The organism is Acidovorax sp. SRB_24, assembly GCF_012931925.1.
In genome coordinates, this window is record NZ_MWOM01000029.1 from 1 (window position 1) to 15,775 (window position 15,775).

Consider the following 15,775-nt stretch of genomic DNA (forward strand, 5'->3'; position numbering starts at 1 on the left):
ATGAAGGACTCGAAGGTGATCGTGGCGATCAACAAGGACCCCGAGGCGCCGATCTTCTCGGTCGCCGACTACGGGCTCGAGGCCGACCTGTTTGCGGCCGTGCCGGAATTGGTCAAGGCCCTTTGAGCGTCTCTGGCGCTACCGATATGAGAGCTGTAAACGCATAGCTGGTAAGCGCCAGAGCCATTTTTTATTCAAAAATAACCGGAGACAAAACCCATGGCCCTTCCCCTTTCCCGCCGCACCCTCATGCAGGCCGCCACCGCCGGACTGGCCAGCGCGGCCCTGCCAGCGCTGGCACAGGCGGCTTGGCCGAGCAAACCGATCAAGATCGTCGTGCCCTACACGGCGGGCGGCTTCACCGACCAGATGGCGCGCCTGCTGCAGGTGGGCCTGCAAAAGCAGCTGGGCCAGCCGGTGGTGATCGACAACAAGCCCGGTGCCAACAGCATCATCGGCGTCGATGCGGTCGCCAAGGCGGCGCCCGACGGGCACACCTTCGGCGTCGTGATCCCGGCCTTCACCGCCAACACCACCCTCTACCCCAAGCTGCCCTACGACCCGCGCAAGGACCTAGTGGGCGTCTCGCTGCTCGGGGTGTCGCCGCTGGTGGCTGCGGTGGCCCCCAACGCGCCGTTCAAGAACACCCAGGAATTGGTGGCCTACGCCAAGGCCCACCCTGGCAAGGTGAGTTTCGCGTCCTCGGGCAGCGGCTCGGCCGCGCACCTGACCAGCGAGCTGTTCAAGACGCTGACCAAGACCTACATGGTGCACATCCCGTACCGGGGCTCCACGCCCGCGCTGACCGACCTGATGGGCGGGCAGGTGCCGCTATTCCTGGACCCGCCGCCGAACCTGATCCAGCCCGCCAAGGCGGGCCGCATCCGCCTCATAGGCGTGGCCAGCGAGAAGCGCCTGCCGATCCTGCCCGATGTGCCCACCTTCGTGGAGCAGGGCATGCCCGGCATGCTGGGCAGCACCTGGGCCAGCATGATCGCGCCAGCCGGCACACCGCGCGAGATCGTCAAGCGCGTGTCGGAAGCGGTCAACCAGATCATCCACAGCGACGAGACGCGCGCCAAGCTCGAAGCCATGGGCACGTTCGCTGAAGGCACCACGCCCGAGGCGTGCGATGCTTTCCTGGCGTCGGAAACCACCAAATGGGGGAAGGTGATCCGCGACGCCGGCGTGAAGCTGGACTGAGCGCGGTGCAGCTGCAGGCGCAGCTGCACGACCTTGGAAGGCCGCAGCCGATGGCTGCGGCCTTCTGCGTTCAGCTTCAGTTGCTGCGGATGCCGTTGTCGCGGATGACCTTGCCCCACTTCTCGAAATCCTTTTGCATGCGGCTCGTCATGCCGGCAGGAGGAGCGTAGGCGGCCGTGGTGCCGGCCTGCTGGAGCTTTTCCTGCACGGTCTTGTCGGCCAGCGCCTTCTGCAACTCCAGGCCCAGGCGCGCCACGATATCGGCAGGGGTGGAGCGCGGGGCGAGCAGTCCGCCCCAGGCGACCGCTTCAAAGCCAGGGAAGCCCTGCTCGGCCACGGTCTTGACCTCGGGCGTGAAGACCACGCGGCTCGAAGAGCCCACGGCAATGGCGCGCAGCTTGCCGGCCTTGATGTGGGGCAGGGCGGCAATCATGTCCGAGAACATCATCGGCACCTGGCCGCCGAGCAGGTCGGTGATGGCCGGCGCACTGCCGCGGTACGAGATGTGCTGGATGTCGAATTGCCCCTGGTTCTTGAGCAGTTCCGTCGACAGGTGGCCGAAGCTGGCGTTGCCCGCGCTGGTGTAGTTGAGCTTGCCGGGCTGGGCCTTGGCCTTGGCCACGAGCTGCTGCAGGCCCGTCACATCGGGCATCACCTGCGGGTTGACCACCATGACGATGGGCAGGTCGTAGGCCGTGCCGATCGGCGTGAAGTCCTTGAACAGGTCGTACTTTTTCTGCTCGTAGAGGTGGTTGGCCAGCAGGGTGGGCGATGCCAGCATGACGAGCGTGTAGCCGTCGGCGGGGCTCTTCGCCGCGACCTCGGTGCCGAGCATGCCCGAGGCGCCGGCCCGGTTCTCGACGATCACAGGCTGCTGCAGGCCCTCGCTCATCTTCTGTCCGATGATGCGCGCCGCCGTGTCGGTCGGCCCGCCCGGAGGGAAGGAGACGATCAGCTTGATGGGCTGGTTCGGGTAGCTCTGGGCCATGGCCTGGCCGGCGAACAAGGGCAGTGCCAGGGCCGCGGCCAGGCCGCTCAAGACGTGGCGGCGGGCGGCGGTGCTGCGGTGGGTAGGGGTGCTTTTCATGGTCTCCTCTCGGGGTTGCTAGCGGTGTGGCTCAATCGGCCGCCACCGGTGGATGGGTCGGGCACCAAGGCCCGGTCCGGAAAATGCTGGGGTCCATGCTGCGCAGGTCGGGCGCCACCTCCAGCGGGCCGGCGCACTGCGCCAGCACATCGCGCTGCAGGTCGATGCCGGGCGCCAGCTCGACGACGGTCAGGCGCTGCTCGCCCTGGGCGTTGGGCCGCATCTCGAACACCGCGCGCTCGGTGATGTAGAGGACGGGCGTGCCGCGGCTGGCGGTGTAGGGGCCGTTGAAACTCAGGTGCGACACCTGGTCGACGAGCTTGCGCACCCGCCCTTCCTGCACGATGCGCAGGGCCCCGTCCTCGACCGCGACCTGCAGGCCGCCGGTGGTGAGGGTGCCCATGAAGACCAGGGCCTTGGCGCTTTGGGTGATGTTGATGAAGCCGCCCACGCCCGCGATCGATGCCTCGCCCGCTTCGCCGAACTTGCTGACGTTCACGTTGCCCTGGGGATCGAGCTCGGCCAGCCCGAGGATCGACAGGTCGATGCCGCCGCCCTCGTAGAAGTCGAACTGCGCCGGCTGGTCGATGACCGCCTCGGGGTGGGCGGACGCGCCGAAGCTCAGGCCATCGGCCGGCGTGCCACCCACGGGCCCGGCCTCGACGGTGAGCGTGAAGCCCGACAGCCCGGCCTGCTGCGCCAGCGCGCCCACGGCCGCGGGCATGCCGACGCCCAGGTTCACCACGCGCGGCTGCAGCCGCTGCAGTTCCAGCACGGCGCGCCGCTGGACGATGGTGCGGGCGTCCAGCGGCGCGGCCGCGCCGGGTGCCTGCGGGGCCGCCTGGACCCGCTTTCCGCGCCAGGGCTGGGTGTAGGCGGCATTGAAGTTCTCCGAGAACGTCATCTGGTGGTGCGCCGGGTCGTCGCAGACCACCACGTAGTCCACCAGGATGCCCGGGACATGGATGGCGTGCAGGAGTTCGTGGCACTCGACCAAGTTCTTCACCTGCGCGATGACGATGCCACCGCTGTTGCGCGCGGCCTGGGCGATGGCCAGCAGTTCGTGGTGGAAGGCCTCGCCGTGCGTGCTCAGGTTGCCGCGCGCATCGGCCGCCGTCGCGCGTATCAGCGCGCAGTGGATGGGGAACGCGGGGTAGAAGAGGTATTCCGCGCCCCGGAACTCCAGCGCCTCGACCCACTGCGATCGCCCTTCGGCGACGGCGTGGGCCGCCGACTGGTTGATGGCGCCGCCGTGGTAGCGCGCGTCCAGGTGGGTGCGCGGGTCCACAAAGGTGTGCAGGCCGATGGGCGTCAACACCCCCGGCTTGCCGCCGGCGATGGCGCGGTACAGGTGGCTGATGACGCCCTGGGGCAGGTTGTAGCCCTCGCATTGCTCTTGCAGTGCCAGGGTGGCCAGGCGCGGGGCCGAGCGCCAGTGCCCGCCGCAGACCACCCGGGTCATGCCCGGCTGGCCGAAATGGTTGACGCCGCGCAGGCCGCGGTCGCCCTGTCCGGCGGAATAGACCAGCGTCAGGTCGCGCGGCTGGGCACTCGCGCGGAAACGGCGCTCGAGCGCCGAGGTGATGGCCTCGGCATGGCCCGCGCCGACAAAGCCTGCGCAGGCCACCGTGGCGCCGGAAGGGACGAGGGCCGCGGCCTGGTCTGCGCAGATGATTCTCATTGTGAACGGATTGAGCAATAGGTGAGAATGCTGTTTAGCGAACAAATGTTCGCCAATTGAGTAATCCTAAGCCGCATTGGCAGACGACGCAAGCGCCAGGCGGCTCCTACAATCCCCGGCTTGCCCTTGAACGAGGTTGGAAATGCCTGCCACTGCTGCCTGCGAAGAGTCGGCCAAGAAAGAGCCGGAGCTGCTGGACGCCTTGTCGAACGGGCTGGCGCTCTTGCGCCTGTTTGGCCAGGGCGTGCCCGCCATGACGATGCAGCAGGTGGCCGAGGAACTGGGGGTCACGCGCGCCGCCGCGCGCCGCCTGCTGCTGACGCTGCAGCACCATGGGTATGTGGCGCAGGATGCGCGCCGCTTTTCCATCACGCCCCGCGTGCTGGAGCTGGGCCATGCGTATTTCGCCTCCATGAGCCTGCCGGTGCTGGCGCAGCCGGTGATGCAGGCGCTGGCACAGGAGCTGCAGGAAACCTGCTCGCTCGGGGTGCTGGACCAGGACGCCGTGGTGCTGCTGGCGCGCGAGGAGCCGCGCAAGCTGCTGCGGGTCGATCTGGGCGTGGGGCGGCAGCTGCCCGCCTATGCGCACTCGATGGGGCGTGTCTTGCTCGCCGCGCTCGACGGGCCCGCCCTGTCGGCCTATTTCGGCCGGGCCAGCCTGCTGCCGCTCACGCCGGCGACCACGACCGATCCCGCCGCGCTCCAGGCCATCCTCCAGCGCGCGGGCAAGGACGGGTACTGCGTGCTCGACAGCGAAATGGCCGACGGCTTTGGCGGCCTCTCCGTGCCGCTGCGCGACAGCCAGTCCCGGGTGGTGGCCGCGCTGGGCCTGAGCATGGTGCTGGGACGGCGCACGCGCAAGGACCTGGTGCGCGACTGTCTTCCCGCGCTGCAGCGGGCGGCCCAGCGGATCGAGGCGATCCTCGGCGCGCGCAGCGCCGGCCCTCAGGTATAGCGCTTGGCGCGCAGGTTGTCCTTCATCTGCTGCAGGATGGGCTGCAGCGGCGGCCCGATGCGCAGCGCCACGCAGGTGGCCAGCACGTCGATGACGAGCAGGTGCAGCAGGCGCGAGACCATGGGACTGTAGCGGTCGTAGCCCTCGGGGTGGTCGGCGGCCAGGTGGATGGCGCACGCGGCCGCCAGGGGCGAGCCGCTGGCGGTGATGGCGATGGTGGTGGCGCCGTTCTTGCGCGCGATGTCGGCCGCGTCCATCAGGTCGCGCGTGCGGCCCGAGTTGGAGATGATCACTGCGCAGTCGCCCGGGCCCAGCAGCGTCGCGCTCATGACCTGCATGTGGCCGTCGCTGGTGGCCAGGCTGATCACGCCGAGGCGGAAGAACTTGTGCTGCGCGTCCTGCGCCACGATGCCCGAATTGCCCGCGCCATAGAACTCGATGCGCCGCCCGGTCTGCCAGGTGGCGGCGATGGCGCTGGCCGCGCGCTCGATGGCGACGGTGCTGGCGGCGTTGCGGTACTGCAGGAAGGCGGCCACCGCGTTGTCGACCACCTTGACCATCACGTCGCTGGTCTTGTCGTCGGCGTCCACGCTGCGGTGGATGAAGGGCACGCCCTCGCTGACGCTGCCGGCCAGCTTGAGCTTGAAGTCGGCCAGGCCGTCATAGCCCATGCTGCGGCAAAAGCGCACCACGGTGGGTTTGCTGACCTGCGAGCGCGCGGCCAATTCGCGCACCGGAAGGCGGGCGAATGCGCGCGCGTCCGCCAGCACGAGGCGGCCCACGCGCTGCTCGGCCGGGGCCAGGGAGGAAAGGGATGCGGCGATGCGGTCGAGCATGGTGTGAAAGGCAGAGAGTGCAGGTGAAAAGCGCAGCGGACGGGGCGGGGATCAGCGCGGTCGCCGCCGACACCTTCGACACGTCGCTAGCATTCCTCGGTCCAGCACTGCGCGTCGCGTGCGACCAGCGCGCTCGCCGCGCTCGGGCCCCAGGTGCCGGCGGCGTAGTGGCGCGGCCCGTCCTCGGCGTGCTGCCAGGCGTGCAGGATGGGTTCGACCCACGCCCAGGCCGCTTCCTGCTCGTCGCTGCGCACAAACAGGTTCAGCCGCCCGGCCAGCACGTCGAGCAGCAGGCGCTCGTAGGCACCGACGCGCTCGGTGCCAAAGCGCTGGTCGAAGTCCATGTTCAGCGACACCGGCGACAGCGGTGCCGACGTGCTCTGCGCCGGCTGCAACGGCAGCGGGTGCTGCGCGGCCGGCCCGCGCGGCGCCTGCGCGGCGGCAAACAGGTGCAGGTCCAGGCCGTCGCGCGGCTGCAGGTGGATCACCAGGCGGTTGGCGCCGTCCGCCGGGGTGCGGAAGATGGCGTGCGGCGTGGGCCGGAAGTTGACCACGATGAAGGCCTCGCGCGCCGCCAGGCGCTTGCCGGTGCGCAGGTAAAAGGGCACGCCGGCCCAGCGCCAGTTATTGATTTCGGTGCGCAGCGCCACAAAGGTTTCGGTGCGGCTGGCCGGGTCCACGCCGCTCTCGTCGCGGTAGCCGGCCACACGCTCGCCATTGATCTGGCCGGCGCCGTACTGGCCGCGCACCACGTCGCGTGCCAGGGTGTCGGGGGTCCAGGGGCGCAGCGAGCGCAGCACCTTGAGTTTTTCGTCGCGGATGGCGTCGGCGCCGGCGTTCGCGGGCGGCTCCATGCCGATCGCGCACAGCAGCTGCAGCGCGTGGTTTTGCACCATGTCGCGCAGCGCGCCCGTGCCGTCGTAGAAGCTGCCGCGCTTTTCCACGCCCAGCGTCTCGGCCATGGTGATCTGGATGTTGGCAATGGTCTCGCGCCGCCACAGCGGTTCGAACAAGGCGTTGCCAAAGCGCAGCGCGAGCAGGTTCTGCACCGAGGGCTTGCCCAGGTAGTGGTCGATGCGGAACACCTGGTGCTCGGCAAAGTGGCGCAGCACCGTGGCGTTGATGGCGCGGTTGCTGGCCAGATCGTGGCCCAGGGGCTTTTCGAGCACGATGCGGGTGCGCGGCGTAGCGAGGCCAGCGGCACCCAGCTGCTCGGCCACGGTGGCAAACAGCGCCGGGGCAGTCGCCAGGTACAGCACCACCGCCTGCGCTTCGCGTTGGCGTAGGCGTGCTGCCAGCGCGGCGTAGTCGGCGGGGTTCGACAGGTCGGCGCGCACGTAGTGCAGCAGCGCCGAAAAGCGTGCGAACTCGTCCGGGCTGGGGCGCTTGTCGCCCTCGACGCCGCCCAGGCGCTGCGCCACCCAGGCGCGGTAGGCGGCGTCGTCGAGCGCTTCGCGCGCCACGCCGACGATGCGCCCGTCCGCGGGCAAGGAGCCGTGGCGAAACGCCTGGAACAGCGCCGGCAGCAGCTTGCGCCAGGCCAGGTCACCGGTGCCACCCAACAAAACCAGATCGAAGCTCATGGCAAGGCAAGAACAGGAAGTGAACAAAAGAGTCACCGCAATGTAACCGGGGTTCATCGGCGCCCGGTGCTGCGCAGGTGCGGCGGCCGGCCGAATACACTGGAGACTGCGAGAACGTAGACACGTTCTCATGCCGCCCCGGCCCGTCGCCAGGGCTTTGCCCGGATTCCAGGATTTGTTGCCATGAACCAGCTCGACGCACTCAAACAGTTCACCATCGTGGTGGCCGACACCGGCGACTTTCGCCAGTTGGCCCAGTTTCGCCCGCAGGACGCAACCACCAACCCCTCGCTGATCCTCAAGGCCGTGCAAAAGCCCGACTACGCGCCACTCCTGCAGGACACCGTGGCCAAGTGGCGCGGCCGCGACCTGGGCGAAGTCATGGACCGCCTGCTGGTGCGCTTTGGCTGCGAGATCCTGTCCATCATCCCGGGCCGCGTCTCCACCGAGGTCGATGCGCGCCTGAGCTTCGACACCAGCGCCACCGTGGCGCGCGCCGAGCGCATCATCGGGCTGTACCAGGCCGAGGGCGTGCACATCGACCGCGTGCTCATCAAGGTGGCCGCGACCTGGGAGGGCATCGAGGCGGCGCGCCAGCTCGAACAGCGCGGCATCCACACCAACCTCACGCTGCTGTTTTCGTTCGCGCAGGCCGTGGCCTGCGGCCAGGCCAAGGTGCAACTGATCTCGCCGTTTGTCGGCCGCATCTACGACTGGTACAAAAAGCAGGCCGGCGCGGCTTGGGACGAAGGCGCCATGGCCGGTGCCAACGACCCCGGCGTGCAATCGGTGCGCGCCATCTTCAACCACTACAAGCACTTCGGCATCGCCACCGAAGTGATGGGCGCGAGCTTCCGCAATGTCGGCCAGATCACTGCGCTGGCGGGCTGCGACCTGCTGACGATTGCGCCCGATTTGCTGGCGCAGCTGGCCACCGCCGAGGCGCCGCTGGCGCGCGCGCTCGATACGGGCGCAGCCCGGGCCCTGGACCTGCCGGCCGTGAACTACGACGAGGCCGGATTTCGCTACGCGCTCAACCACGATGCCATGGCCACGGAGAAGCTGGCCGAGGGCATCCGCGCCTTTGCCGCCGATGCCCTCAAGCTCGAGCAGCTCATGCTCGCCGCCTGAATGACAGCGCACGGCCCCGCCCCCTTGACCGGCCAGCGCGCCCGCTGTGACCAGACGCGCGCCTGGGGCGCGCTGCACGCGCATTTCGACCGCGTGGGCCGCGGCTTCGACATGCGCGCGGCCTTTGCCGCCGATCCCGGCCGCTTTGGCGCGCTCAGCCAGGAGGCACCGCACGTCTTTGCCGACCTCTCGCGCAACCGCGTCGATGCCGCCACCGAGCGCCTGCTGCTCGCGCTGGCGCGCGAATGTGGCCTCGAACAGCACCGCGACGCCATGTGGGCCGGCCAGGCGATCAACACCACCGAAGAGCGCGCGGTGCTGCACCATTTGTTGCGAAATCCGGCTCCAGCGACCGCCCATCAAGCGCCAATAGCTACTGATTTCATAGCTTGCGCGAACCGCGAGGTGCAGGCCACGCTGCAGGCCATGCTGGCCTATGCGGAAAGCGTGCGCGCCGATGCGCAGATCACCGACATCGTCAGCATCGGCATCGGCGGCTCGGGCCTGGGCCCGGCCATGGTGGTAACGGCGCTGGAAGACCTGTGGCGCCAGGGCCAGCGCGTGCACTTTGTCTCCAACGTCGACGGCATGGAGCTGGGCTGCCTGCTGCGCCAGCTCCGGCCCGAACGCACGCTGTTCCTGATCGCGTCGAAGACCTTCACCACCGCCGAGACCATGGTCAACGCCCATGCCGCGCGCGACTGGTTCCTGGCGCACGGCGGCAGCCTGGACGCCGACGCGCCCGTGCCGCTGGCGCGCCACTTCGCCGCGCTCACGACCAACATCGCAGCCGCACGCGACTTCGGCATTGCGACCACCTTCGGCTTCTGGGACTGGGTGGGCGGGCGCTATTCGCTGTGGTCGGCCATCGGCCTGCCAATCGCCATCGCCGTGGGCGCACCGGCGTTTCGCCAGCTGCTGGCCGGCGCGCACGCGATGGACGAACATTTCCGCAGTGCACCGCTGGAGCGCAACCTGCCGGTGCGCCTGGGTCTGCTCGACGTCTGGTACCGCAACTTCCACGGCTTCACGAGCCGCTGCATCGCGCCCTACAGCCACGGCCTGCGGCGCCTCTCGGCCTACCTGCAGCAGCTGGAGATGGAGAGCAACGGCAAGGGCGTGGACTGGCAGGGCCGCGCCTTGCCCTATGCCACCGCGCCCGTGGTCTGGGGCGAGCCCGGCACCAACGGGCAGCACGCGTTCTTCCAGATGCTGCACCAGGGGCCGGACGTGATTCCGGTCGAGTTCATCGTACTGCGCCGCGGCGGGCGCGACCTGCCCGAGCAGCACCCGCGCCTGGTGGCCAACGCCCTGGCGCAGGCCAAGGCGCTGATGCTCGGGCGCGCGAGCGCCTGCGGCCACCGCCATTTCAGCGGCAACCGGCCCAGCACCGTGCTGCTGCTCGAGCAGCTCGATCCGGCGTCGCTCGGCGCACTGATCGCGCTCTACGAGCACCGTGTGTTCGTGGCCGGCTCCATCTGGGGCATCAACAGCTTTGACCAGTGGGGCGTGGAGCTGGGCAAGCAGCTGGCCGCCAACATCGAGCCGCGCCTGGCGACAGGTGACGCCACCGGGCTGGACGGCGCCACGGCCGGCCTGCTGCGGCGCCTGCACGCCGGGCCGGGGCCGCAGTAGGCACCGCAGGATCAGGGCCAGGTGATGGCCACGCGCAGCCCGCCCAGTGCCGGGCTGCGGTCCACCTGCACGCGCAGGCCGTGCAGCCGCGCGATGCGCTGGACGATCGACCAGCCCAGGCCGCTGCCGCTCTGGCCGGTGCCCAGCACGCGAAAGAAGCGCTCGCCCAGGCGGGCGATGTCGGCGTCGGGCAGACCGGGGCCGCTGTCCTGCACGCACAGCTGCGCCGCGCCACCCGGCGTGGCCGGGCCGATGTGGAGCTGCACCTGCGCGCCGTCGGCGCTGTAGCGCAGCGCGTTGTCGAGCAGGTTGCGCAGCAGCACGCGCGCCAGGGGCTCGGCCAGCGGCACCGGCGTGGGGCCAGCGAGGTCCAGCGCCAACCGCTGCCCGCGTGACTCGGCCGTGCCGGCCAGCTCGCCCGCAAGCGTGCGCGCCACCTCGGCGAGGTCGGTGGGCGGGACGGCGGGGTCGGTGGCCTCGGCATCGGCGTCCAGCCGGGCCAGCTGCAGCAGTTGCTCGACCAGGCGCGTGGCGCGGTCGCAGCCGCGCACCGTGGCCGCCAGCGCCTGGGCGCGCTCGGCGTCCTGCGTGGCGCCCTGGGCCACCTGGGCCTGCATGCGGATGCCGGCAATGGGGGTGCGCAGCTCGTGCGCGGCATCGGCAGTGAACTGCCGCTCGGCCGCCAGCAGCTCCGCCATGCGCTCGAACAGGGCGTTGAGTGCCGCCACCAGCGGCAGCACTTCGGGGGGCACGCCGGCCGTGGGCAGCGGCGTCAGCGACTGCGGCTGGCGCTGCGCCACGGCCCCGCCCAGTTGGCGCAGCGGGCGTACCAGGCCGCGCACGACCCACCAGATGCCCAGCGCCAGCAGCGGCAGCGCCCACGCCAGGGGCTTGAGCATGCCCTTGACGCTGGCCAGCACGATGTCCTGGCGCACCGAGTGCTGTTCGCCCACGAGGATGCGCACATCGCTTTCCCGGCCTGGGGTAACGAACACGCGCCAGGCGTGGCCTGCGACCTCGCTGTCGGCAAAACCCCGCTTGCGCCGCTCGGTCAGGGGCTCGGCGGGGGCGCTTTTCGAGCGCGCCAGCAGCTGGCCGTCGTGCCAGAGCTGGAACACCACATGGTGCTGGTGCTTGTCCAGCTCAGAGGCTTCGTTGAGCTGGTCGTCGTCCAGCGCGTCCAGCGGCTGCAGGCGCAGCAGGGCGGCGGTCTGCGCCAGATGGGCGTCGAGCAGTTCTCCCACCTCGTCCTCGGCCTCGTGCCAGGTGAGGGCGGCGGCACTGGCCCAGGCCAGCAGCACCAGCGCCAGCACCGCCAACAGCAGCCGCGTTTGCAGCGAGCGCGGTGCTCGGGTAGCGGGCAGGCCGTTCATGGGGCAGCGTGTCCGATGCGGTAGCCAATGCCGCGCACGGTCTCGATCAGCGCCATGCCCAGCTTGCGCCGCAGGTGGTAGATGTGCACTTCGACGGCGTTGCTGTTGATCTCGCTGCCCCACTGGTACAGGCGCTGCTCGAGCTGCTCGCGCGAGAGCACGCGCCCGGCGTTCAGCAGCAGTGCGTGCAACAGGTCGTATTCGCGGTTCGACAGATCGACCGGTGCGCCGCCCTGCCACACCCGGTGCGCGGCGGGGTCGAGCTCGACGTTGCCGGCCGCCAGGCGCCCCTCGCTCTGGCCGTGGGCGCGCCGCACCAGCGCGCGCAGGCGCGCGGCCAGTTCGTGCAAATCGATGGGTTTGACAAGGTAGTCGTCGGCGCCCGCGTCCAGCCCGGCAATGCGCGCCGGCACGGCGTCGCGCGCCGTCAGCACCAGCACGGGCGTGGCAATGCGGCGTGCGCGCGCCTGGCGCAGCACATCCATGCCGTCCTGGCGCGGCAGGCCCAGGTCGAGCACGCAGGCCTGGTAGGCGCCCGTGGCCAGCTCGCGCTCTGCCGCCATGCCGTCGCGCACCCAGTCCACCGCAAAGCCGTGCTGCGCCAGCCCGGCGCGGATGCCCGAGCCCAGCAGTTCGTCGTCTTCGGCCAGCAGGATGCGCATGCGTGCCTTTCAGTCAGTCGTCGTCGCCATCGTGTCGGTGATTCTCGCTCCAGTGCGCGGCGTCCTGCGCCGGCGCTGGCGGCGCCGCCTGCCACTGCCAGGCCCAGAAGACCAGCACGCAGGCCAGCACCAGCGCTGCCAGAACCGCGTGGTTGCGTTCGGGCAGATTGGGGCCGGTGCCGGGCACGCGGCCCGTGAGCATGGGCCGCGCCAGGTTCTTGCGCCGCAGTGCGCTCAGCAGCGCGATCAGGCCGATGTGCGCCAGCACCACCGCCAGCAGGGCGTTGCCGAAGAATTCGTGCACGTCCTCCAGCCATTCGCCGCCCCATTCGTCCCACACGGCGTAGCCGCTGAGCGTGAGCGGCAGCACCAGCGCGAGGATCAGCGCGATAGCCAGCACCATCAGCAGGTTCTGCCCCGGCTTCCAGGCCGCTTGCAACGCACCGGGCGAGCGCACGGTGGCCAGGGACTTCAGCCACGCCGGCCAGCCCTTGAGGCGGCGCCACAGCACCGACAGCCGCACCTGGCGTGGCCCCAGAAACCCCCACAACAGGCGCGCCACCACCAGCCCCGCCAGCGTGTAGCCCAGCGTGACATGCACCAAACGCCAGCGCTCGCCATCGGCCGTGAGGTAGGCGCCCATGAAGCTGAAGGCGATCAGCCAGTGCAGCATGCGCGTGCTGGCATCGGTCACGCGCCGGCTGGGTGGCCGGGTGGCAGCAGCAGCGGAAGACGATGGGGAAAGGGTGTCGGTGGCCATGGTGGTACTCACTTCGGGATGCGAACGCGGTCGTCGTCAAAGTCGCCCTGGTCGGCGCGGGTGTGGCAGGCCATGCAATGGGCGCGGCTGCCGACGGCGGCGCGCTGCCACACGGCGGGCGCTACCTCGCGGTGCTTGCGCTCGAACCAGGCCGAGCGGGTGATGCGGTCCTGCGGCGGCTCTTCGCGCACGCGCTTGTATGTGCCGGCGTGGGCCTGCAGCCAGGTGTTGATCTTGCGCACCAGGGCCGGGTCGAGCGAGGCGTCGGTGCCGTAGTGTTGGTCCAGGCCCTTCATCATGCGATCCCACGAACGGACGGGCAGCATCCCCGGCGGGTAAGCCATGTGGCAAGAGGCGCAATCCTGCTGGTAGGCCGGCAACATGGCTTTGGTGGGCATCTCGCGGCTGTCGGCAAAGGCGGCGGGCAGCGCGCAGGCCAGGGCCACGAAGACGGTGGCGCGCCGGGCAGTGGGCGCGCGGCGGGAAGGGGGGAAGCGGGTCATGGCCTGTCCTTGGCGTTGAATTGCAGCAGCCAGGCCAGCACGTCGGCTTTTTCGGCCGCCGTGCACTCGCGCTTCAGCACGTCCTTGCAGTTGCGGCGAAACCACTTGTCGGCCTTGGCGCTGTCGGTGAAGCGTTCGGGATTGAACGCGGGCGCCAGCGGAGCAATGGCTTTGCCCGTGGAGGCGTGGCGTGCGGGTGCGGTGGGCGGGTTGCCGTGGCAGGACGCGCACGACCATTCGCCGCCATGGCGGCTGGTGAAGAACACGCGGCCGCGTTCGGCACTGACCGGGGCGCCGGAGGCATCGCTCCAGCGCTGCATCTGCAAGGCCGCGGTGGTGTCGGCGGCATGTGCCAGGGGCAGGGTGCAGGCCAGCGCCAGCAGCGCGGTCCGGGCGGCGAGGAAGGGGCGGGGAGGTGTGTGCATGCCGCCATGGTGCGGGGCGGGCATGAAGAATGGCTTAACGGGCGCGCCAGGGTGCGGGCGCTTTGCCTGAGGCCAGTTTTATGCATCCAAAGTGGCTCTGGCACTGATGGATAAAGCGCAGCACGCTATGAACCATGTAGCAATCCAATGAAAAAAGCCCGCAGGCGGTGAGGCCTGCGGGCTTTTTGGAAAGGTGAGGCGGGCGCCTCGGGGCGGGGCCAGCCCCGCCCGATGGCGATTACATGCCCATGCCACCCATGCCGCCCATGCCACCCATGTCGGGCATGCCGCCGCCGGCGGACTCATCCTTGGGCGATTCGGCGACCATGCACTCGGTCGTCAGCATCAGCGAGGACACCGAAGCGGCGTTCTGCAGTGCGGTGCGCGTGACCTTGGTCGGGTCCAGAATGCCCATCTCGATCATGTCGCCGTAGGTGTCGTTGGCAGCGTTGAAGCCGTAGTTGCCCTTGCCAGCCAGGATGGCGTTGACCACCACCGAGGGCTCGCCACCGGCGTTGGCGACGATTTCGCGCAGGGGCGCTTCGATGGCCTTGAGCACCAGCTTGATGCCGGCTTCCTGGTCGGCGTTGTCACCCTTGATCTCGCCAGCCGCTTGGCGGGCGCGCAGCAGGGCCACGCCACCGCCGGCCACGATGCCTTCTTCCACGGCAGCGCGGGTGGCGTGCAGGGCGTCTTCGACACGTGCCTTCTTTTCCTTCATCTCGACTTCGGTGGCAGCGCCGACCTTGATCACGGCCACACCGCCGGCCAGCTTGGCCACGCGCTCTTGCAGCTTTTCGCGGTCGTAGTCGGACGTGGCTTCTTCGATCTGCACGCGCACTTGCTTGACGCGCGCTTCGATGTCAGCGGCCTGGCCTTCGCCGTCGATGATGATGGTGTTTTCCTTGCCCACTTCGACGCGCTTGGCCTGGCCCAGGTCGGCCAGCGTGACCTTCTCGAGCGTCAGGCCCACTTCTTCAGCGATGACCTTGCCACCCGTGAGGATGGCGATGTCTTCCAGCATGGCCTTGCGGCGGTCGCCAAAGCCCGGGGCCTTGACGGCCACGACCTTCAGGATGCCGCGGATCGTGTTCACGACCAGCGTCGCCAGGGCTTCGCCTTCGACGTCTTCGGCAATGATCAGCAGCGGACGGCCGGCCTTGGCGACCTGCTCCAGCGTGGGCAGCAGGTCGCGGATGTTGCTGATCTTCTTGTCGAACAGCAGCACGAAGGGGTTTTCCAGAATTGCGGCTTGCTTTTCGGGGTTGTTGATGAAGTAGGGCGACAGGTAGCCGCGGTCGAACTGCATGCCTTCGACGACGTCGAGTTCGTTGTCCAGGCTCTTGCCGTCTTCCACGGTGATCACGCCTTCCTTGCCGACCTTGTCCATGGCATTGGCGATGATTTCGCCGATGCTGGAGTCAGAGTTGGCGGAGATCGAACCGACCTGGGCGATTTCCTTGGAGGTGGTGGTGGCCTTGGAGGCCTTCTTCAGCTCGGCGACCAGGGCCGTCACGGCCTTGTCGATGCCGCGCTTGAGGTCCATGGGGTTCATGCCGGCGGCCACGTACTTCATGCCTTCGCGCACGATGGCCTGGGCCAGCACGGTGGCGGTGGTGGTGCCGTCGCCAGCGTTGTCAGAGGTCTTGGAAGCGACTTCCTTGACCATCTGCGCGCCCATGTTCTGCAGCTTGTCCTTGAGTTCGATTTCCTTGGCGACGGACACGCCGTCCTTGGTCACCGTGGGGGCGCCGAACGAGCGCTCGAGCACCACGTTGCGGCCTTTCGGGCCCAGGGTCACTTTGACTGCGTTGGCCAGGATGTTCACACCTTCGACCATGCGTGCGCGGGCTTCGCCGCCGAAAACTACGTCTTTTGCTGCCATGTTGGAGCTCCTGAATTTAAGTGAAATACGGTCCAGCGCCCGTCAAACAAGCGCCA

At 69.2% G+C, this 15,775-nt stretch carries 14 protein-coding genes and 1 pseudogene; 5 read left to right on the plus strand and 10 right to left on the minus strand.

Features of this window, described 5'->3' with window-relative positions:
• Together B2J89_RS11685 and B2J89_RS11690 are read left to right on the plus strand one after the other, a co-directional pair.
• A pseudogene (locus tag B2J89_RS11685) lies at positions 1-126 on the plus strand (electron transfer flavoprotein subunit alpha/FixB family protein); the annotation flags it as partial.
• Positions 127-219: 93 nt separating this feature from the next.
• Positions 220-1,203 (plus strand): tripartite tricarboxylate transporter substrate binding protein, encoded by a 984-nt coding sequence (locus B2J89_RS11690; protein WP_169169260.1) that lies wholly within the window; start codon positions 220-222, stop codon positions 1,201-1,203.
• A 76-nt stretch (positions 1,204-1,279) separates the two neighbouring features.
• Here B2J89_RS11690 and B2J89_RS11695 read toward each other — a convergent pair whose 3' ends face one another.
• Both B2J89_RS11695 and B2J89_RS11700 read right to left on the minus strand, forming a co-directional pair.
• Positions 1,280-2,290, minus strand: coding sequence for a tripartite tricarboxylate transporter substrate binding protein (locus tag B2J89_RS11695; protein ID WP_169169261.1), 1,011 nt, complete (start codon positions 2,288-2,290; stop codon positions 1,280-1,282).
• Positions 2,291-2,321: 31 nt separating this feature from the next.
• Positions 2,322-3,971 carry an acyl CoA:acetate/3-ketoacid CoA transferase gene (locus B2J89_RS11700; protein WP_169169262.1) on the minus strand — a complete coding sequence of 550 codons (1,650 nt, stop codon included), beginning with the start codon at positions 3,969-3,971 and terminating at the stop codon, positions 2,322-2,324.
• A gap of 142 nt (positions 3,972-4,113) precedes the next feature.
• Between B2J89_RS11700 and B2J89_RS11705 the strand changes: the two genes are divergently transcribed.
• Positions 4,114-4,926, plus strand: a complete 813-nt coding sequence (locus B2J89_RS11705; RefSeq protein WP_169169263.1) for an IclR family transcriptional regulator C-terminal domain-containing protein — start codon at positions 4,114-4,116, stop codon at positions 4,924-4,926.
• On the opposite strand, the gene B2J89_RS11710 is transcribed toward B2J89_RS11705, so the two are convergent.
• Together B2J89_RS11710 and zwf are read right to left on the minus strand one after the other, a co-directional pair.
• A complete protein-coding gene (locus B2J89_RS11710; RefSeq protein ID WP_169169264.1) occupies positions 4,917-5,762 on the minus strand; it encodes a MurR/RpiR family transcriptional regulator in 846 nt (281 codons plus the stop codon). The genes B2J89_RS11705 and B2J89_RS11710 overlap by 10 nt on opposite strands.
• Positions 5,763-5,848: 86 nt before the next feature.
• Complete coding sequence (zwf, locus tag B2J89_RS11715) at positions 5,849-7,345, minus strand: glucose-6-phosphate dehydrogenase (RefSeq protein ID WP_169169265.1); 1,497 nt, start codon at positions 7,343-7,345, stop codon at positions 5,849-5,851.
• A gap of 183 nt (positions 7,346-7,528) precedes the next feature.
• Here zwf and tal point away from each other — a divergent pair, with 183 nt between their 5' ends.
• Together tal and pgi are read left to right on the plus strand one after the other, a co-directional pair.
• A complete protein-coding gene (gene tal / locus B2J89_RS11720) occupies positions 7,529-8,476 on the plus strand; it encodes a transaldolase (protein ID WP_169169266.1) in 948 nt (315 codons plus the stop codon).
• 24 nt (positions 8,477-8,500) lie between these two features.
• Positions 8,501-10,111, plus strand: a complete 1,611-nt coding sequence (gene pgi, locus B2J89_RS11725; RefSeq protein WP_240964993.1) for a glucose-6-phosphate isomerase — start codon at positions 8,501-8,503, stop codon at positions 10,109-10,111.
• Between the two features lie 11 nt (positions 10,112-10,122).
• Here pgi and B2J89_RS11730 read toward each other — a convergent pair whose 3' ends face one another.
• The 6 genes from B2J89_RS11730 to groL all read right to left on the minus strand — a co-directional run bounded on the left by B2J89_RS11730 (position 10,123) and on the right by groL (position 15,719).
• Positions 10,123-11,484, minus strand: a complete 1,362-nt coding sequence (locus B2J89_RS11730) for an ATP-binding protein (RefSeq protein WP_169169268.1) — start codon at positions 11,482-11,484, stop codon at positions 10,123-10,125.
• Positions 11,481-12,146 (minus strand): response regulator, encoded by a 666-nt coding sequence (locus B2J89_RS11735; protein ID WP_169169269.1) that lies wholly within the window; start codon positions 12,144-12,146, stop codon positions 11,481-11,483. The genes B2J89_RS11730 and B2J89_RS11735 overlap by 4 nt, the downstream gene beginning before the upstream one ends.
• A 13-nt stretch (positions 12,147-12,159) precedes the next feature.
• Positions 12,160-12,906 (minus strand): cytochrome b/b6 domain-containing protein, encoded by a 747-nt coding sequence (locus B2J89_RS11740; protein ID WP_169169270.1) that lies wholly within the window; start codon positions 12,904-12,906, stop codon positions 12,160-12,162.
• A gap of 8 nt (positions 12,907-12,914) precedes the next feature.
• Positions 12,915-13,409 (minus strand): diheme cytochrome c, encoded by a 495-nt coding sequence (locus B2J89_RS11745; RefSeq protein WP_205763795.1) that lies wholly within the window; start codon positions 13,407-13,409, stop codon positions 12,915-12,917.
• Entirely contained in the window at positions 13,406-13,858 is a 453-nt protein-coding gene (locus B2J89_RS11750) for a DUF1924 domain-containing protein (RefSeq protein ID WP_169169271.1), read from the minus strand. Before B2J89_RS11750 ends, B2J89_RS11745 begins: the two co-directional genes overlap by 4 nt.
• A gap of 214 nt (positions 13,859-14,072) precedes the next feature.
• Positions 14,073-15,719: a chaperonin GroEL gene (groL, locus tag B2J89_RS11755; RefSeq protein WP_169169272.1), complete on the minus strand. Its 1,647-nt coding sequence runs from the start codon at positions 15,717-15,719 to the stop codon at positions 14,073-14,075.
• Between the last annotated feature and the right edge of the window lie 56 nt (positions 15,720-15,775).